Annotated in this window: 16 protein-coding genes; 14 read left to right on the top strand and 2 right to left on the bottom strand. The window is 39.0% G+C overall.

Annotated features, from left to right (window positions below):
• The first annotated feature begins 174 nt into the window (after positions 1-174).
• The 8 genes from AO843_RS11395 to AO843_RS11430 all read left to right on the top strand — a co-directional run bounded on the left by AO843_RS11395 (position 175) and on the right by AO843_RS11430 (position 11,783).
• Positions 175-1,380, top strand: coding sequence for an acetyl-CoA C-acetyltransferase (locus tag AO843_RS11395; RefSeq protein ID WP_054611226.1), 1,206 nt, complete (start codon positions 175-177; stop codon positions 1,378-1,380).
• On the top strand, positions 1,380-2,231 hold the full coding sequence (locus tag AO843_RS11400; protein ID WP_054611227.1) for a 3-hydroxybutyryl-CoA dehydrogenase: 852 nt from the start codon (positions 1,380-1,382) through the stop codon (positions 2,229-2,231). Before AO843_RS11395 ends, AO843_RS11400 begins: the two co-directional genes overlap by 1 nt.
• Before the next feature lie 59 nt (positions 2,232-2,290).
• Complete coding sequence (locus AO843_RS11405) at positions 2,291-3,427, top strand: acyl-CoA dehydrogenase (RefSeq protein WP_054611228.1); 1,137 nt, start codon at positions 2,291-2,293, stop codon at positions 3,425-3,427.
• A 191-nt stretch (positions 3,428-3,618) separates the two neighbouring features.
• Complete coding sequence (locus AO843_RS11410; protein ID WP_054611229.1) at positions 3,619-4,755, top strand: acyl-CoA dehydrogenase; 1,137 nt, start codon at positions 3,619-3,621, stop codon at positions 4,753-4,755.
• A 3-nt stretch (positions 4,756-4,758) separates the two neighbouring features.
• The gene (locus tag AO843_RS11415) at positions 4,759-5,391 is read left to right on the top strand and encodes a TetR/AcrR family transcriptional regulator (RefSeq protein WP_054611297.1); all 633 of its coding nucleotides are present in this window, start codon (positions 4,759-4,761) and stop codon (positions 5,389-5,391) included.
• A 92-nt stretch (positions 5,392-5,483) separates the two neighbouring features.
• Complete coding sequence (icmF, locus tag AO843_RS11420; protein ID WP_054611230.1) at positions 5,484-8,732, top strand: fused isobutyryl-CoA mutase/GTPase IcmF; 3,249 nt, start codon at positions 5,484-5,486, stop codon at positions 8,730-8,732.
• Between the two features lie 464 nt (positions 8,733-9,196).
• A complete protein-coding gene (gene rpoE, locus AO843_RS11425) occupies positions 9,197-9,748 on the top strand; it encodes a DNA-directed RNA polymerase subunit delta (protein WP_197278914.1) in 552 nt (183 codons plus the stop codon).
• Between the two features lie 442 nt (positions 9,749-10,190).
• The gene (locus AO843_RS11430) at positions 10,191-11,783 is read left to right on the top strand and encodes a CTP synthase (protein ID WP_054611232.1); all 1,593 of its coding nucleotides are present in this window, start codon (positions 10,191-10,193) and stop codon (positions 11,781-11,783) included.
• A gap of 48 nt (positions 11,784-11,831) precedes the next feature.
• Here AO843_RS11430 and AO843_RS11435 read toward each other — a convergent pair whose 3' ends face one another.
• Positions 11,832-12,362, bottom strand: a complete 531-nt coding sequence (locus tag AO843_RS11435; RefSeq protein ID WP_054611233.1) for a DUF2529 family protein — start codon at positions 12,360-12,362, stop codon at positions 11,832-11,834.
• Between the two features lie 156 nt (positions 12,363-12,518).
• On the opposite strand from AO843_RS11435, the gene AO843_RS11440 reads away from it, so the two are divergent.
• The 5 genes from AO843_RS11440 (at position 12,519) to glpX (ending at position 17,151) form a co-directional block, all read left to right on the top strand.
• Positions 12,519-12,878, top strand: coding sequence for a response regulator (locus tag AO843_RS11440; RefSeq protein WP_054611234.1), 360 nt, complete (start codon positions 12,519-12,521; stop codon positions 12,876-12,878).
• Positions 12,879-13,095: 217 nt separating this feature from the next.
• Entirely contained in the window at positions 13,096-13,950 is an 855-nt protein-coding gene (locus AO843_RS11445) for a class II fructose-bisphosphate aldolase (protein WP_054611235.1), read from the top strand.
• A gap of 149 nt (positions 13,951-14,099) precedes the next feature.
• Complete coding sequence (gene fsa / locus AO843_RS11450; protein ID WP_054611236.1) at positions 14,100-14,750, top strand: fructose-6-phosphate aldolase; 651 nt, start codon at positions 14,100-14,102, stop codon at positions 14,748-14,750.
• Between the two features lie 63 nt (positions 14,751-14,813).
• Positions 14,814-16,100 carry a UDP-N-acetylglucosamine 1-carboxyvinyltransferase gene (locus AO843_RS11455; RefSeq protein ID WP_054611237.1) on the top strand — a complete coding sequence of 429 codons (1,287 nt, stop codon included), beginning with the start codon at positions 14,814-14,816 and terminating at the stop codon, positions 16,098-16,100.
• Positions 16,101-16,194: 94 nt separating this feature from the next.
• Positions 16,195-17,151: a class II fructose-bisphosphatase gene (gene glpX / locus AO843_RS11460; RefSeq protein WP_054611238.1), complete on the top strand. Its 957-nt coding sequence runs from the start codon at positions 16,195-16,197 to the stop codon at positions 17,149-17,151.
• A gap of 32 nt (positions 17,152-17,183) precedes the next feature.
• On the opposite strand, the gene AO843_RS24530 is transcribed toward glpX, so the two are convergent.
• Entirely contained in the window at positions 17,184-17,396 is a 213-nt protein-coding gene (locus tag AO843_RS24530; RefSeq protein ID WP_156313959.1) for a hypothetical protein, read from the bottom strand.
• Between AO843_RS24530 and rho the strand changes: the two genes are divergently transcribed.
• On the top strand, positions 17,387-18,670 hold the full coding sequence (gene rho, locus AO843_RS11465) for a transcription termination factor Rho (protein ID WP_054611239.1): 1,284 nt from the start codon (positions 17,387-17,389) through the stop codon (positions 18,668-18,670). The genes AO843_RS24530 and rho overlap by 10 nt on opposite strands.
• Positions 18,671-18,772: the final 102 nt, after the last annotated feature.

Raw genomic sequence — 18,772 nt, forward strand, 5'->3', positions numbered from 1 at the left:
TTATCTGAAAAATATAAATTGCACAATAAAAAATTGTTTTGTAGAATAAGATTAAATGGAAATGGGAGTTGAAATGAAAACTCCCATTTTTCATCGATAGAAGTCGAGCGAGCGTTCAGTCAATAAAATGCTCCACTACTTCATCGAGAACGTAAAACAAAAGGGGTGTTTTACTTGAATAGAGCTGTAATTTTAGCAGGAGCAAGAACGGCATTTGGTAAATTTGGTGGTTCATTATCAGCATTACATGCAAGTGATTTAGGTGCCATTGCTATTAAAGGTGCATTAGAGAAAGCCAATATTGGCTTTGATGATGTCAATGAGGTAATTTTAGGCTCGGTTTTACAAGGGGGACAGGGGCAAATTCCTTCTCGACAGGCTGCAATAAAAGCTAATTTGCCAATAGGGGTAAAAACAGAAACAATCAATAAAGTTTGTGCGTCAGGGATGCGTGCAGTGACATTGGCAGATCAACTGATTCGGTTAGGGGACGAAGAAGTTATTGTTGCTGGTGGAATGGAGTCCATGTCCAATGCACCATATTATCTGTTAAATGGTCGAACAGGCTTACGAATGGGTGATTCAACAATGGTTGATGGCATGCTTTATGATGGATTAACATGTGCCTTTAATCCAGCAAAACCACATATGGGTAGCTATGGTAATTTAACAGCTAAAGAATTCTCACTAAGTCGTGAGGAGCAGGACGCTTGGTCAGTTCGTAGCCATGAACGAGCACTAGCGGCGATTGACAATGGATATTTTGCAGAAGAAATCGTTCCTGTTGAGATTCCACAACGAAAAGGTGAGCCACTTGTTGTCGATACAGATGAGGCGCCAAGAGCAGGTACTTCTTTAGAAGTACTGGCAAACCTTAAGCCAGCCTTTGATAAGGACGGTACCATTACAGCAGGTAATGCACCTGGTGTAAACGACGGTGCATGTGCACTCGTAATAATGAACGAGGAACGCGCGACACGTGAGGGTAGAGAGCCATTGGCAATTATTATAGGCCATGAAGAGCTTGCGATTGAGCCAGAAAATTTCCCGCAAACGCCAGGTCTAGTCATTAATAAGCTATTGAAAAAGACTAACAAATCATTAGTAGATATTGATTTGATTGAAATTAATGAAGCCTTTGCTGCAGTCGCTTTAGTGAGTAAGCAATTAGCAGATCTAGATGCAGAAAAGATTAATGTTAATGGCGGTGCAGTTGCTCTAGGACATCCAATCGGTGCCTCTGGTGCACGTATTATTTTAACGCTTGCACACGAACTAAAGCGTAGAGGCGGTGGCATCGGCATTGCAGCTATTTGTTCAGGTGGTGGGCAAGGCGATGCAATTATGATTGAAGTACCGAAAACAGGGGGACTGAACTGATGGGAATTCAAAAGGTAATGGTCATTGGCGCAGGGCAAATGGGCTCTGGCATTGCGCAGGTTTGCGCACAAGCAGGCTTAGAAGTGAAATTGAATGACATTAAACAAGAGTTTTACGAACGTGGAATAGGGGTTATTACGAAAAACTTATCACGTGATGTTGAAAAAGGTCGTAAAACAGAAGATGAAAAAACTGCAATTTTAGGCCGCATCACTATGTCGCTAGATTTACAAGATGCTAGTGATGTAGATATTATCATTGAAGCAGCTGTAGAAAATATGGAAGTGAAGCAAACCATTTTTAAACAACTCGATACTATTGCACAGGCACATGCAATTTTAGCTACAAATACATCTTCACTGCCTATTACAGAAATTGCTGCTGTAACAAATCGACCAGAGCAAGTCATTGGCATGCATTTTATGAATCCGGTGCCTGTCATGAAGCTTGTAGAAATTATTCGAGGTTTAGCAACAACGGATGAAGTGTACAAAGCGGTAGAAGAGATGACTGTCAAATTATCGAAAACACCAGTTGAGGTTAATGACTTCCCAGGATTTATTTCAAACCGAATTTTACTTCCTATGATCAATGAAGCAATTTACGCTTTATACGAAGGAGTAGCGTCGAAAGAAGCGATTGACGATGTCATGAAGCTTGGTATGAACCATCCGATGGGGCCGTTAACATTGGCGGACTTTATTGGCTTAGATACTTGTCTCTCTATTATGGAGATTTTACATGAAGGTTTAGGAGATAGTAAATATCGACCTTGTCCACTGCTTCGTAAATATGTAGCAGCTGGTTGGCTAGGGAAAAAATCAGGAAGAGGTTTTTACGTTTACGAGTAATCCTATGGGGATGGGGTTATCGAGATGCAAAAGGACAACTTAGAGGGGTGACATAATAGATGCATTTACAGTTTACAGATGAACAAATTATGATGCGCGATATGGTTCGTAATTTTGCCCAGGAAAAAATTCAACCATGGGTAGAGCGAATGGAAGCAGGGGAGTTCCCACGTGAGCTACTTCAGCAAATGGGTGAACTTGGCTTAATGGGTATCACAACACCTGAAGAGCTTGGTGGCTCTGGCATGGATTTTACATCGTATATTATTGCGATTAATGAATTATCGAAAGTAAGTGCTGTAATGGGTGTTATTTTATCAGTGCACACTTCGGTTGGAACAAATCCAATCATTTACTTTGGGAATGAAGAACAAAAGAAACGTTATGTGCCTAAACTTGCAGCGGGTGAATATTTAGGGGCCTTTTGTTTAACAGAACCTGGTGCCGGTTCAGATGCAGGATCGCTTCAATCAAAAGCGGTGCGAGATGGTGAAGAATATGTCATCAATGGCTCCAAAGTATTTATTACAAATGGTGGAGAGGCTGATGTATATATTGTATTCGCATCAACGAATCCAGCTGAAAAAACACGAGGTATTTCTGCTTTTATCGTTGAAAAGGGAACGCCTGGTTTAATCATTGGAAAAGACGAACATAAAATGGGCTTACATGGTTCACGTACTGTTCAACTAACATTCGATAATTGTCGAATTCCAGCCAGCAACCTTTTAGGGGAAGAAGGAGAAGGCTTCAAAATAGCGATGGCCAACTTAGATGTTGGACGCATTGGTATTGCGGCACAGGCTTTAGGAATTGCTGAAGCAGCCCTTGAGGCAGCTACTTCATATGCAAAAGAACGTATTCAATTCGGCAAACCGATTGTTGCACAACAAGGAGTTGGTTTTAAGCTAGCTGACATGGCAACAGCAGTGGAATCGTCAAAACTGCTAGTCTACCATGCAGCAGATCTACGTGCGAAAGGTTTACCATGCGGCGCAGAAGCTTCAATGGCGAAGCTATTTGCATCACGAACAGCTGTACAAACAGCAATAGAAGCCGTTCAAGTGTTTGGTGGCTATGGCTATACAGAAGATTACCCAGTAGAGCGGTATTTCCGCGATGCCAAGGTAACAGAAATATATGAAGGAACAAGTGAAATTCAAAGACTAGTTATTAGTAAACATTTACTGAAATAAAACCTAAGGTTATTGTATGTAGCTATGGGGATGGCTTAAATTTGTAGGTTACTACATAAAGCGAGTAAACTGCTCTAAAGAGGGTGGAAATCGTCCATTAAAGTGTGAGAACCACTTTACAAAGCGCTAAAACCACTCAAATTAACCTACAATTACACAGAACAGAGTCTAATAAAAAGGGGAAATGGACAATGAACTTTCAGTTAACAGAAGAGCATGAACAATTACGTGAAATGATTCGAGATTTCGCTATTAATGAAGTGGCTCCAACAGCGGCAGAACGTGACGAAAATGAAGAATTTGACCGTGGGATTTTCGATAAAATGGCGGAGCTTGGATTAACAGGTATTCCATGGCCAGAGGAATATGGTGGTGCTGGATTTGATTATCTTGCATATGTCATTGCTGTTGAGGAATTATCACGTGTATGTGCATCAACAGGGGTAACGTTATCTGCGCACACATCACTAGCAGGCTGGCCGCTTTATAAGTTCGGTTCAGAAGAACAGAAACAAAAGTACCTTCGTCCAATGGCTGAAGGAAAGCATATTGGTGCATACGGTTTAACAGAACCAGGATCAGGTTCAGATGCGGGTGGCATGAAAACTTACGCAAAACGTGATGGCGATGATTATATTTTAAATGGCTCAAAAATCTTTATTACAAATGGTGGAGTAGCAGATACATATATTGTATTTGCAGTAACTGATCCTGAAGCAAAAAACGGTACATCAGCATTTATCGTGGAAGCTGGATTTGAAGGTTTTTCTGTGGGTAAGAAAGAGAAAAAATTAGGAATTCGTTCATCACCTACTACAGAAATTATTTTCGAAAACTGTCGTGTTCCAAAAGAAAACCTGCTAGGAACTGAGGGGGAAGGCTTTAAGATTGCGATGACGACACTAGATGGTGGGCGTAATGGCATTGCGGCTCAAGCTGTAGGAATTGCACAAGGAGCACTTGATGCAGCAGTTGACTATGCGAAAGAACGTGTACAATTTGGTAAACCAATCACTGCAAATCAAGGTGTGTCCTTTAAATTAGCGGATATGGCAACTCAAATTGAGGCATCTCGACTTCTTACATACCAAGCTGCTTGGTTAGAGTCTAATAACCTACCATATGGTAAGGCATCTGCAATGGCGAAATTAATGGCAGGCGATACTGCGATGAGTGTAACGACTGAGGCGGTTCAAGTATTTGGTGGTTATGGTTATACGAAAGATTATCCAGTAGAACGCTTTATGCGTGATGCGAAAATCACACAAATTTATGAAGGTACGCAAGAGATTCAACGTCTAGTTATCTCGCGTATGTTAACTAAATAATTGATGACAGAAAAAGATAAAAGGCCCCAAGTACAGTCAACTGTAAAAGATGAAAATTTAATCGCCATTCGTCGTGAGCAAATGATTCAGGGAGCTATTAAGTTATTCAAAGAAAAAGGCTTCCATCGGGCCACAACGAGAGAAATCGCAAAAGCTGCAGGTTTTAGTATCGGTACCTTATATGAGTACATCCGAACAAAAGAAGATGTTCTTTACCTCGTATGTGATAGTATCTATCATCATGCAATGGAGCGACTTTCAAGTTACGAGATTAAAGCAGGAACAATCGAAGAGTTGAAGGAAATGATTCGGGAATATTTCCTTCAAATTGATAGCATGGTTGATGAGCTAACAATCATGTATCAAGAAACAAAATCATTGTCAAAAGAAGCACAACGCTATGTCTTTAGTAAAGAGTTTGAAATGGTTGCTACGTTTGAAAGATTGCTGAAGCGCTGTGTACAGTCTGGTGAAATAACGATGACAGAAAAGCAAATCCATTTAGCAGCCAATAACTTAGTTGTTTCTGGACAAAGTTGGGCATTCCGCAAATGGGCATTACATCGTCAGCATTCAATTGATGAGTTTATTGACATGCAAATCACATTGTTCATTTCAGGCATAAAGGGGTTCTAATATTTCGTTAGGGGTTGTCGGTAATTGCATACAACGACATTGCAATTGCCGACTTTTTTCAATTCATTAAGGGGAGAAAGTGGGGATTTCATATGACAAAGGTAGAAGTATATCGTCCAAAAAATCACGTACGTTTTGTGACAGCATCGAGTCTTTTTGATGGACATGATGCTTCGGTCAATATTATGCGACGCATTTTGCAATCGAGCGGTGTAGAGGTAATTCATTTAGGTCATAACCGTTCAGTTGAAGAAGTCGTAAATGCTGCGATACAAGAGGATGCACAAGGTATTGCTGTTTCTTCTTATCAAGGTGGGCATATGGAATACTTTAAATATATGTATGATTTACTGCGTGAAAAAGGGGCACCACATATAAAAATTTATGGTGGTGGTGGTGGAGTTATTCTACCACGTGAAATAAAAGAGCTTCATTCTTACGGCATTGCAGGAATTTTCTCGCCTGAGGATGGCCGCGTTTTAGGGCTTCAGGGAATGATTAATGAGCAAATTAAAGGAACAGATTTTCCGACTGCTACAGGTAGCTATTTAGAGAAATTAGAGACTCTAACGACAGCGAATCCTGAAATGTTAGCGAACTTAATAACAGCTGCCGAGTCAAATGAAGATGAAGAAACGAAAAAAATGCTGGAGGAAGCACGGAAGTTTTCAAAAGGTACGCCTGTAATGGGAATTACCGGAACAGGTGGAGCAGGTAAATCTTCTTTAACCGATGAACTAATCCGTCGTTTCTTGAAAGAATTCCCAGATAAACGTGTGGCGATTCTTTCCGTCGATCCAACAAAGCAAAAAACCGGTGGGGCATTACTTGGGGATCGAATTCGTATGAATGCCATCTTTAACAACCGCGTCTATATGCGTAGCTTAGCAACACGAGGTTCTCGCACGGAATTATCCGCATCAATTGGTGACGTAATAGATGTAGTACGTGTAGCAGGCTATGATTTAATTATCGTAGAAACAAGTGGTATTGGTCAGGGCGATGCCGAAATTACAAAATATACTGATTTATCGATGTATGTCATGACAAGTGAATTCGGTGCACCAACACAACTAGAAAAAATTGACATGATTGATTTTGCAGATGTCATTGCTATCAATAAATTTGAGCGTAAAGGCTCTGAGGATGCGTTACGTCAGGTACAAAAACAATATCAACGTTCGCGAGAGCTATGGGATGACTCTCTTGATAATATGCCAGTTTATGGTACCATTGCTAGTCAATTTAATGACAAAGGAACTAATGCATTATTTGCAGCACTAGTTCAAATCATTAACCAAAAAACAGGTAGTAATTGGGAAACGAGCTATGAGCAATTTGCTAAAACGCAAAAGCAAGATGTAATTATTCCAAATGATCGTCGTTATTATTTACGGGAACTTACTGATACAGTTCGTGGTTATCATAAAAAAGCAGAACAGCAGGTGGCATTTGCTCGTCGTCTATTCCAATTAGAAGGTGCTATCGCTATGGTTAAAGAAAAAGCACCAGATGATGCACTTGTCGCATCGCTCAGTTCGTTAGCTGAAGGCGTTAGAGACGAATTGACAGCAGAATCCAAGCGTATATTAGACAATTGGCAAGCTTTAAAAGAAGCGTATGCTGGTGATGAATTTGTGACAAAAGTTCGTGATAAAGAGATTCGCACAATTTTAAAGACAACAAGTCTTTCTGGTACGAAAATTCCAAAGGTTGCATTGCCGAAGTTTGAGGACTACGGTGAAATTTTACGCTGGGTTTATAAAGAAAATGTCCCAGGAGAATTCCCGTATACAGCGGGTGTATTCCAATTCAAACGGGAAGGTGAAGATCCTAAACGCCAATTTGCTGGTGAAGGGACGCCGGAACGTACAAATAAACGCTTCCACTACTTATCTAAGGATGATGATGCGAAACGTTTATCCACTGCGTTTGATTCAGTAACATTATACGGGGAAGACCCAGATTACCGACCGGATATTTATGGTAAAGTTGGAGAATCGGGTGTATCTATTTGTACACTAGAAGATATGAAAAAACTGTATGCAGGCTTTGATTTATGTGCACCTTCCACGTCAGTATCTATGACAATCAATGGCCCAGCACCTATTATCTTGGCCATGTTTATGAATACAGCGATTGATCAGCAAATAAAATTACGTGAGCATGAGTTAGGACGTACTTTGACAGTTGAAGAATTTACAGAGACACGTGAGAAAACATTACAGGTTGTACGTGGAACCGTGCAAGCAGATATTCTGAAAGAAGATCAAGGGCAAAATACATGTATTTTTTCTACAGAATTTGCCTTACGTATGATGGGGGATATCCAACAATACTTTATCGACCATAAGGTGCGTAACTACTACTCCGTTTCAATTTCTGGCTATCATATTGCGGAGGCTGGAGCAAATCCAATTTCCCAATTAGCCTTCACATTAGCGAATGGTTTTACGTATGTAGAGTATTATTTAAGCCGTGGCATGAATATTAATGACTTCGCGCCTAACTTATCGTTCTTCTTCTCTAACGGACTAGATCCAGAGTATACGGTAATCGGGCGAGTAGCTCGCCGTATTTGGGCGATTGTGATGCGTGATAAATATGGTGCAAATGAGCGTGCCCAAAAGCTAAAATATCATATTCAAACATCAGGTCGTAGTCTACATGCACAGGAGATTGATTTTAATGATATTCGTACAACATTACAGGCATTGATGGCGCTACAGGATAATTGTAACTCCTTGCATACAAATGCCTATGATGAGGCGATTACTACGCCTACTGAGGAATCTGTACGCCGTGCAATGGCTATTCAAATGATTATTACGAAAGAGCATGGCTTAGCGAAAAACGAAAATCCGTTACAAGGTGCATTTATTGTGGAAGAACTGACAGATCTTGTAGAGGAAGCAGTCCTCGAGGAATTTGATCGCATCAATGATCGTGGTGGTGTGTTAGGAGCCATGGAAACACAATATCAACGAGGGAAAATTCAAGAGGAATCCATGCACTATGAAATGTTAAAACATTCAGGGGAGTTACCGATTATTGGTGTTAATACTTATTTGAACCCAAACCCGGCTTCAGATGCTGACATTGATAATATGGAAATTGCCCGTGCATCAACGAAAGAGAAGGAAACACAAATCCACAATTTACAAGCATTTTGGAAGACGAATGAAAATGAGAGTGAAGCAGCAATTGCCCGATTACAAGAAGTAGCTGTTCACAATGGAAATATCTTTGCTGAATTAATGGAAACAGTGAAAGTGGCTAGTTTGGGTCAAATTACCAAAGCTTTATATGAAGTAGGAGGACAATACCGCCGTAATATGTAAACGAAGGTATACAATTCATCTAGTTTACTAACATTTTTTTCTAATTTATGCAACAAGCTACTCTAGTTTCTAGTGTCTAGTCTTAGGATTAGGCACTTCTTTTTTTTTTCGTTATAATAGAAATGTAAAAAAAAGGGGAGGCGCGGTAGAGGATGAAATCAGTTATTCACTACATAATTATATTAGCTTTAGTATTGGGAGCCATTTTCCTGTATAATAAGCAAATTGGCGCTATTCCTTTACTACTATTATCTGTCTATTTGTTTTATCTTGGAATAAAAAAAATGCGTAATATAAAAAACAGTAATTGAAGCTAGCAAAGGGGCTAAAACTTTGTATATAATGGGTATTATGCTTATTGTATGGAAAGTACCTTTTGCGTGGCCATTTTTGCTGCGCTTGGAAAATAAAGCACCATGTAATTTTAAAACGTCCATTGTGATGAGGGAAAGGAAGTGCACGAATTGAATTTTCGTGAAATGACAAAGGAACAATTAACAGAAGAATCGTTAATTAACTTAGCTTATGCAATTTTAAATGAAAAACGTGCCTCAGTATCTTTTAATGATTTGTTAAAAATAATTCAAGAACTTGTGGGCTACAGTAATGAAGAAGTGAAATCCCGTCTACTACAATTTTACACAGACATTAATGTAGATGGCCGCTTCTTATACAATCAAGAAACTGGCTGGGGCTTACGTGAATGGTTTAAAGTAGAGCAGATTGAGGAAGAAACAGCACCTTCTGTTAAGACTCAAAAGAAAAAATCTAAAGCTACTTCGGATGAAGATGAGGATCTTGAAGAAGATATCGATTTGGATGAAGAGGATATCGACTTCGATGAGGATTATGAAGAATTCGTGGAAGAAGAAGATATTGATGAAGAAGACGAAGATAAAGAAGATATTGATTTTGAAGAAGAAGAAGATTTAGAAGATATTGATGAAGAAATCGATGAAGAATTCATTGATGAAGAGGAAGAAGAGTTCGAAGAAGAAGAAGAGGAAGATATTTAAAACTGTACTCTTAGAATTTTCTTACTTTTAAGCTTGGTGTAAAAATTCTTGACTTCTATCACGGTTACGTTTAATCTTTTACTTGGGCTCCTTAAAAGAAGGAGAAAGACCGTGTATATAATACGCTCCCCCTGCAGACCTATGCAGGAGGAGCGTTTTTTTGTTGTTAACTTTATTCAGTCTAGTTCTCCCATACTTTTTGTGCTGATATGAATATAAATGTTTTAAATTATTCATGATGTATAGTAAACGGTGACTGAATATATGTTAGTGTTTTAAGGTTTAAAGGAAAGTGGAAAAGAGATAGAAACGATGACAGCTTCGAATCGACTACAATTTTGTAGACATTCTCGGCTTTTCTTTTTTTAGGGTGTTTGAATGGCAGATGTTCTGATCCCTAACAAAACAACTTATCTAGCAATTCATAAGGAGGAATTTTTTCATGACGAAGTATATTTTTGTAACAGGTGGGGTTGTATCATCACTTGGAAAAGGGATTGTTGCAGCATCTCTAGGCCGTTTATTAAAAAACCGCGGTTTAGAAGTTACGATTCAAAAATTTGACCCATATATCAATATCGACCCAGGTACAATGAGTCCTTACCAACATGGTGAGGTTTTTGTAACAGATGATGGTGCTGAGGCCGACTTAGATCTAGGGCACTATGAACGTTTTATTGATATTAACCTAGGAAAGCATTCTACAGTAACTTCAGGTCGTGTGTACCAATCTGTATTACAGAAAGAACGTCGTGGCGATTACAACGGTGGTACAGTACAAGTAATTCCGCATATTACAAATGAAATTAAAGATCGTATTCAACGTGCTGGTCGTGAAACAAATGCAGATGTTGTTATTACAGAAGTTGGTGGGACAGTAGGGGATATTGAATCATTACCTTTCCTTGAAGCTATCCGTCAAATGAAAACTAATTTAGGTCATAACAATGTAATGTATATCCACTGTACGCTAATTCCTTATATTAAAGCAGCTGGTGAACTAAAAACAAAACCAACTCAGCACTCAGTAAAAGAGTTACGTTCTTTAGGTATCCAACCAAATATTATCGTTGTGCGTACTGAGCAAGAGGTACCGCAAGATATGAAAGAGAAACTAGCATTATTCTGTGATGTTCAACCACATGAAATTATTGAATCCCGTGATGCGGAGCATTTATATGAAGTACCATTAAACCTACATGCACAAGATATAGATGATATCGTTCTTGATCATTTTGGCATGGATGCGCCAGAAGCAGATATGGATGAATGGCGTGAACTTGTAGAAAAAGTGAAAAACTTACCAAACAAAAGAAAAGTAGCGTTAGTAGGGAAATATGTAGAACTACAAGATGCTTACATTTCAGTGGTAGAAGCATTAAAGCATGCAGGTTATGTTTATAATTCTGATATTGAAATTGACTGGATTAATGCAGAACACGTTAATGCTGATAATGTAGTTACATTATTAAAAGGTGCTGATGCGATTCTAGTACCAGGTGGCTTCGGTGATCGTGGTGTTGATGGGAAAATTTTAGCAACACAATATGCACGTGAAAATAATGTACCGTTCTTAGGAATTTGCTTAGGTATGCAACTTGCGACAATTGAATATGCACGTAATGTACTTGGTTTAAAAGGTGCTCATTCTACAGAGCTTGACGCAAACACAGAATACCCAATTATCGACTTCTTACCAGATCAAAATGATAGTGTGGATATTGGCGGAACATTACGTTTAGGATTATACCCATGTAAATTAAAAGATGGTTCTAAGGCAAGCAAAGCGTATGGTAAAGAGCTTGTTTATGAGCGTCACCGTCATCGCTATGAATTTAACAATGAATATCGTGAGGCAATGGAAGCAGCAGGCCTTGTCTTCTCTGGTACAAGCCCGGATGGTAAGCTGGTTGAAATTATTGAGCTACCAGAGAATAATTTCTTTGTAGCATGTCAATTCCACCCAGAGTTAGTGTCACGTCCAAATCGTCCTCAACCATTATTCCGTGACTTTATCGGCGCAACATTTAAATAAACAAAAAGAGTTGTCTCCAAATATGAGACAACTCTTTTTTATGGATTATTACAATTCTTCCTCATCAAAGCCAAGCATTTCATCATAAGCAATTTTGACCGCTTCATAAACAAAAAGCCCTGCAAGTGCATGTGGTACAACAATTCGTTGACCTAAATCATTTGGCAATAAACCACCTTTAATGCGTGTAGAAACATACGTATAGGCTAAATCCGCAAGAGGGTTTTCTACACTGGCTGCTTCACTAGCAACAGCAGCGAAGGGAATAAATTGTGTATTTAATGTCTGAGCTAAGGCTAATGCCTCTTCATCATGAGCACTACGAGTAAAAATGCAAACGCGATCAGCTTCTGTTAAGCTTGTGTCTGAAGTCCAAGGTACTAACTTGCTGAAAGGTTCAACCGCTTGCAGTGCATTTAATTCCACTGTTTGCATTTCGCCAAAGCAAGCGAAATAAACATTACCTTCGCCAATTGCAGCTTGTGCCAATAGCCTTGCAGTCTCCTCGATAGCAACCTCTTCATTTTGTGTAATTCTTTGTAATAATCCACTTAATTGCGTTGTTAGAATTTTTGACATGATCCCACCTCTATCAATATTATAGGGGTGAAAAAGGTAGAAAGCAAAAGCAGATAATTTATAATACTAGAAGGTATTAAGCTAAAAAAGTAGAATTATACATAATAAAGAATGTTTTTGTGTAAGAATAAAAAATAAAAAAGGGCGGAATGGAACGTGAAACGATTACTAATTGTCGATGATCAGCAGGGGATTCGTTTACTTTTAAATGAAGTGCTGAAAAAGGAAGGATATGTTACATATTTAGCAGCCAATGGTTTAGAGGCATTAAAGTATGCAGATGAACAAGAAATGGATTGCGTATTATTAGATATGAAGATACCCGGAATGGATGGTATCGAAATTTTAAGACGTTTAAAAGAAAAGTTTCCAAAGCTTCCTGTATTTATGATGACAGCATATGGCGAGCTGGATGTTGTGCAAGAAGCTTTAAATTTAGGAGCGATTCGATACTTTACGAAGCCTTTTGATATTTTTGAAGTACGTGATGAGGTAAATAAAGCTTTACAAGTTTAAAGAACAGGCAGTGATTACACGGCCTGTTTTGTTTATGCCTAAAAGAAGCAAGTAGCCTTCGTTACGTTGCACTGCACTCCGGCAGCCACTGTCGCTACGTTGCACTACGCTTTCGTGTAGAAAATAATAGCCCCTGCTTTTCAGGGGCTATTATTTTTGCTATGATTGAGTAGCATATTTATGTAGAAAGAATAGTCCCATGAGGAGGATTTTTAGTATGGCATTAGTATCTATGAAAGAGATGTTAATTAAAGCAAAAGCAGAAGGTTATGCTGTTGGTCAATTCAACATTAACAACCTAGAATGGACGCAAGCGATTTTACAAGCAGCGGAAGAAGAAAAATCTCCAGTAATTCTTGGTGTTTCTGAAGGCGCAGGGAAATATATGGGCGGATTTATCGCCGTTGTTCAAATGGTAAAAGGTTTAATGGAATCTTATGGTACAACAGTTCCTGTAGCTATCCATCTTGACCATGGTTCTAGCTTTGCAAAATGTAAAGAAGCGATTGATGCAGGCTTTACTTCGGTGATGATTGATGCTTCACATCATTCATTCGAAGAAAATGTGAAAATTACTTCAGAAGTAGTAGAATACGCACATGCTAAAGGCGTTTCTGTAGAAGCAGAATTAGGAACTGTTGGTGGAGATGAAGATGGTGTAATCGGTGGTATTATTTACGCTAATCCAGAAGAATGCCGTAAAATGGTTGAACTAACAGATATCGACTGCTTAGCACCAGCACTTGGCTCTGTACATGGTCCTTACAAAGGAGAACCAAACCTAGGCTTCAAAGAAATGGAAGAAATCTCTAAATTAGCAGATCTTCCTCTAGTATTACATGGTGGTACAGGAATCCCAACAAAAGATATCCAACGCTCTATTTCATTAGGCACAGCAAAAATCAACGTTAATACTGAAAATCAAATTGAAGCAACAAAAATTATCCGTGAGGTTCTTGAAAACGACAAAGTTGTTTACGATCCTCGTAAATTCCTCGGTCCTGCACGTGAAGCGATTAAAACAACAGTTGTTGGTAAAATCCGTGAATTTGGTAGTGCACAAAAAGCATAATTTTTGCATTTAATATGTTACAAAAGCATAGATAAATACACATAATAAGAGAAGTGTTGATGCTTTCAATCGACCTTCTCTTGTTTTTGAAATAATGAAATTTTGGAAAATATTTAATAATATAAGAAAAATGATCAGGAGGAAATATTATGAAGTTTTTTATAGATACAGCGAACTTTGATGAGATTAAAGAGGCACATGCATGGGGTATTTTATCAGGAGTGACAACGAACCCATCATTAGTGGCTAAAGAAGAGAATGTTTCTTTCCATGATCGTCTTCGTGAAATCGCAGAGCTTGTTGATGGCTCAGTCAGCGGAGAAGTTATTGCACTAGATGCTGAAGGTATGATTAAAGAAGGTTTAGAATTAGCTGCTATTGCTCCTAATATTACAGTGAAACTACCAATGACACCAGCTGGATTAGAAGCTTGTCGTTTCTTTGCCAACAAAGGAATTAAAACAAACGTAACATTAATCTTTAGTGCAAACCAAGCATTGATGGCTGCGCGTGCAGGTGCTACATACGTATCACCATTTATCGGCCGTTTAGATGATATTGGTCAAAATGGTGTAGAGCTAATTGAAACAATTGCAGACATTTTTACAATTCATAATATTGACACGCAAATTATTGCTGCCTCTGTTCGTCATCCGCAGCACGTTACGGCAGCAGCTTTAGCTGGCGCACATATTTCAACAACTCCATTTAAAGTATTAAAACAACTTTTCCACCATCCATTAACGGAAAAAGGAATAGAAGGATTTTTAGCGGATTGGAATAAGAGAAAAGGCGAATAATAAGATTATACAGTGAGCCAATTGCAAAAAATACTACTTTCCAATCATGAGGGAGAACGCAAAATGGATGTTTATAAAATTACTGGCGAAAATCGTCTACAAGGTACAATTAAAGTTAGTGGTGCAAAAAATAGTGCAGTCGCCTTAATTCCTGCATCAATTTTGGCGAACTCTCCAGTGACTATTGGAGGGATACCTGAAATCTCAGATGCATGGACTTTAAAGGCTTTATTAGAAGAAATTGGAGGGGAAGTATCGTTTGAGGATGGTAAAATGACAATCGATCCAACGGACATGATTGCATTACCATTACCAAACGGCAACGTTAAAAAGTTGCGCGCTTCATATTATTTAATGGGCGCAATGCTAGGACGTTTCAAGAAAGCTGTTATTGGTTTACCTGGCGGCTGTTTCCTGGGTCCTCGACCAATTGACCAGCATATTAAAGGCTTTGAAGCATTGGGCGCTAAAATTACGAATGAACATGGCGCTATTTATTTACGAGCAGATGAGTTGATTGGGGCAAAAATTTATTTAGATGTCGCAAGTGTCGGTGCAACGATTAATATCATGTTAGCTGCTGTTCTTGCAAAAGGTCGTACAGTCATAGAAAATGCAGCGAAGGAACCTGAAATTATTGATGTAGCAACACTTCTAACAAATATGGGTGCCAATATTAAAGGGGCAGGTACAAGTGTCATTCGTATAGAAGGTGTAGAAGAACTGCATGGTACTGAGCATACGATTATACCGGATCGCATTGAAGCAGCCACATTTATGATAATGGCTGCAGCAGTTGGCGATGGTATTACTATTGATAATGTAATTCCACTGCATTTAGAAGCAATCATTGCGAAGCTTCGTGAAATGGGTGTGAAGATTGAAATTGGCGAAGAAAGCATTTATGTACCAAAAACAGACCTTTCAACATTGCAGTCTGTGGATGTAAAAACATTGGTGTATCCTGGTTTCCCAACTGATATTCAGCAACCACTTGCTGTGTTAATGTCACAAGCATTCGGTTCCTCAAAAGTAACAGATACTATTTATACAGCTCGATTTAAACATATTGATGAACTTCGCCGTATGAATGCTGATGCCCGTGTAGAAGGAAATACGGCTATTATTAAAGGGCCGAGCAGATTACATGGCTCAACGGTAACAGCTACAGATTTACGTGCAGGTGCAGCTTTAGTATTAGCTGGACTACTAGCAGAAGGTGAAACAGAAGTCCAAGATATCTATCATATCGAACGTGGCTATAGCTCACTTATTGAGAAATTACGTGATTTAGGCGCTGATATTCGACGTGAAACAATCATGGCACGCGTTGCTGAGACAAAGGAATAATGAGAGCTAAAAGTTTTCAACCAATTATGTTACAATAGAGGTAATTTGAATGTTTCGGTACGAAAAAATGCCGATAACGGGAGGCAAAGCAACAATGGAACGTAGTTTATCGATGGAAGTAGTACGAGTAACAGAAGCAGCAGCAATCGCATCCGGGAAATGGATGGGACGCGGTTTGAAAATTGAGGCAGATGATGCAGCAACAACAGCGATGCGCAAAATGTTCGATACAATTCCAATGCATGCTACAGTAGTAATTGGTGAAGGTGAAATGGATGAAGCACCAATGCTATATATTGGTGAAGAACTTGGCTTACGAAATGGTGGTCCAAAAGTAGATATCGCAGTGGATCCTTTAGAAGGTACAAATATTGTAGCAAAAGGTACGAATGGTGCCATGACAGTCCTTGCTATTGCAGATAAAGGGAATCTGTTAAATGCGCCAGATATGTACATGGAGAAAATTGCTGTAGGGCCTGAAGCGGCTGGTAAAGTAGATATCAATGCTTCTGTAACTTATAACTTGTTACAAGTAGCCAAAGCTAAAAATAAAGATATCTCTGATGTAGTAGCTACTCTATTAGATCGACCACGTCACCAAGCAATTGTTGATGAAATTCGCGAAGCAGGTGCGCGTATTAAGTTTATTCAAGATGGCGATGTTGGCGCAGCGATTAATACTGCTTTTGATGAAACAGGTATTGATATTATGTTTGGAACAGGTGGCGCACCAGAGGGTGTTATTTCGGCAGTAGCCTTGAAATGCCTTGGTGGAGACTTCCAAGCAAAACTAGTACCAGAAGATGAGGATCAATTAGAACGCTGTAATAAGATGGGTGTAGATGTTGATAAAGTTCTTTATTTAGACGACCTAGTAAAAGGTGACGATGCTATTTTTGCAGCAACAGCTGTAACAGATTGTGAGCTTTTAAAGGGTGTTCAATATAAAGGTGCTTACGCTTTAACACACTCAGTAGTTATGCGTGCAAAATCTGGTACGGTTCGTTTTGTTGAAGGCCGTCACGCTCTTGAGAAAAAACCTAGATATTAATGATATTTTCTTCTAAAATATACCTAGTACATCTATTGTGCTAGGTACCTTCTTCTTAAAAATAAACCATCCCATAGTTTGTAAGGCAATGCTTCATTATATGGTGGAAAGTGTACTTGATATTGACCAGCTAAGGTAACCATATTGTGTGGACGGAGCCGTTCAAAAAAATCTTCAACGATAACCCCAATAATTGCAATTGCATTATATTTTGAAAAAGACTGGAGTTGTGCATATGTCTGCATTGACAATCGCTCAATTAGAAAACATGACGTTAAAAGAGCTTTACGCCCTTGCACGCCAATATAAAATTTCATATTATAGCAAGCTAACGAAAAAAGAATTAATATTTGCTATTTTGAAAACGCGTTCAGAGCAAGAGGGCTATTTCTTTATGGAAGGCGTACTTGAAATTGTTTCGCAGGAGGGCTTTGGCTTCCTTCGACCAATTAACTACTCTCCAAGTAAAGAAGATATTTATATTTCCGCATCTCAAATTCGTCGCTTTGATCTTCGAAATGGGGACAAGGTAACTGGAAAGGTGCGTCCACCGAAGGAAAATGAACGTTATTACGGCTTATTACAAGTAGATGCCGTCAATGGCGAAGATCCTGAAGTAGCAAAGGAACGTGTACATTTCCCTGCATTAACACCGTTATATCCTAACAGACAAATTAAGCTTGAAACAACTCAGAGTAATTTATCAACACGTATTATGGATTTAGTAGCGCCAGTTGGTTTTGGTCAACGTGGTTTAATCGTTGCACCTCCAAAGGCAGGGAAAACATCTTTATTAAAAGAAATTGCAAATGCCATAACAACAAACCATCCAGAAGCCGAGTTAATTGTCTTACTGATTGATGAGCGTCCTGAGGAAGTGACAGATATTGAGCGATCTGTAAATGCAGATGTTGTCAGCTCAACGTTTGATGAAGTTCCAGAAAATCATGTCAAAGTGGCTGAAATCGTCTTAGAGCGTGCACGTCGCTTAGTGGAACATAAGCGTGATGTTATTATTTTAATGGACTCCATCACACGTTTAGCGCGTGCATATAACCTAGTTATTCCTCCAAGTGGACGAACGCTTTCAGGGGGGATCGATCCTGCTGCTTTCCATAGACCTAAGCGTTTCTTCGGGTCAGCTCGAAATATTGAAGAGGGTGGCAGCTTAACGATTTTAGCAACTGCTTTAGTGGATACCGGATCTCGTATGGACGAGGTTATCTACGAAGAATTTAAGGGGACAGGTAATTTAGAGCTTCATCTAGATCGCCAATTGGCGGAGCGCCGAATTTTCCCTGCGCTTGATATTCGTCGTTCGGGTACGCGTAAAGAAGAGTTACTGCTTGAGCCTGAACAACTTGAAAAACTATGGGCGATTCGTAAAACATTTTCAGACGCTCCTGATTTTGCAGAACGCTTCTTGAAAAAGCTTCGTACAACAAAATCTAATGAAGAATTCTTCGAAAAACTGAACGAAGATATGAAAAAAGCAACAAAAGGTAAAGGGCTCCTATAACGAGAGCGATTATTAATTTTGCATTCCTTGCTTATTCTTCACGAATAGGGAATTAAAAAGAATCACCATTAACTTGAATTAGTTAATGGTGATTCTTTTTTT

It is taken from the genome of Lysinibacillus sp. ZYM-1 (assembly GCF_001308875.1).
Lineage (GTDB): Bacteria > Bacillota > Bacilli > Bacillales_A > Planococcaceae > Lysinibacillus.

What these genes read in the sequence shown, in the direction of transcription:
- AO843_RS24530 (WP_156313959.1), bottom strand. Translation starts at nt 17,396, where the DNA reads ATGCAGACATATGCACAACTCCAGTCTTTTTCAAAATATAATGCAATT.
- glpX (WP_054611238.1), top strand. Translation starts at nt 16,195, where the DNA reads ATGGAACGTAGTTTATCGATGGAAGTAGTACGAGTAACAGAAGCAGCA.
- AO843_RS11455 (WP_054611237.1), top strand. Translation starts at nt 14,814, where the DNA reads ATGGATGTTTATAAAATTACTGGCGAAAATCGTCTACAAGGTACAATT.
- AO843_RS11430 (WP_054611232.1), top strand. Translation starts at nt 10,191, where the DNA reads ATGACGAAGTATATTTTTGTAACAGGTGGGGTTGTATCATCACTTGGA.
- AO843_RS11435 (WP_054611233.1), bottom strand. Translation starts at nt 12,362, where the DNA reads ATGTCAAAAATTCTAACAACGCAATTAAGTGGATTATTACAAAGAATT.
- AO843_RS11415 (WP_054611297.1), top strand. Translation starts at nt 4,759, where the DNA reads ATGACAGAAAAAGATAAAAGGCCCCAAGTACAGTCAACTGTAAAAGAT.
- icmF (WP_054611230.1), top strand. Translation starts at nt 5,484, where the DNA reads ATGACAAAGGTAGAAGTATATCGTCCAAAAAATCACGTACGTTTTGTG.
- rho (WP_054611239.1), top strand. Translation starts at nt 17,387, where the DNA reads ATGTCTGCATTGACAATCGCTCAATTAGAAAACATGACGTTAAAAGAG.
- AO843_RS11400 (WP_054611227.1), top strand. Translation starts at nt 1,380, where the DNA reads ATGGGAATTCAAAAGGTAATGGTCATTGGCGCAGGGCAAATGGGCTCT.
- AO843_RS11405 (WP_054611228.1), top strand. Translation starts at nt 2,291, where the DNA reads ATGCATTTACAGTTTACAGATGAACAAATTATGATGCGCGATATGGTT.
- fsa (WP_054611236.1), top strand. Translation starts at nt 14,100, where the DNA reads ATGAAGTTTTTTATAGATACAGCGAACTTTGATGAGATTAAAGAGGCA.
- AO843_RS11445 (WP_054611235.1), top strand. Translation starts at nt 13,096, where the DNA reads ATGGCATTAGTATCTATGAAAGAGATGTTAATTAAAGCAAAAGCAGAA.
- AO843_RS11410 (WP_054611229.1), top strand. Translation starts at nt 3,619, where the DNA reads ATGAACTTTCAGTTAACAGAAGAGCATGAACAATTACGTGAAATGATT.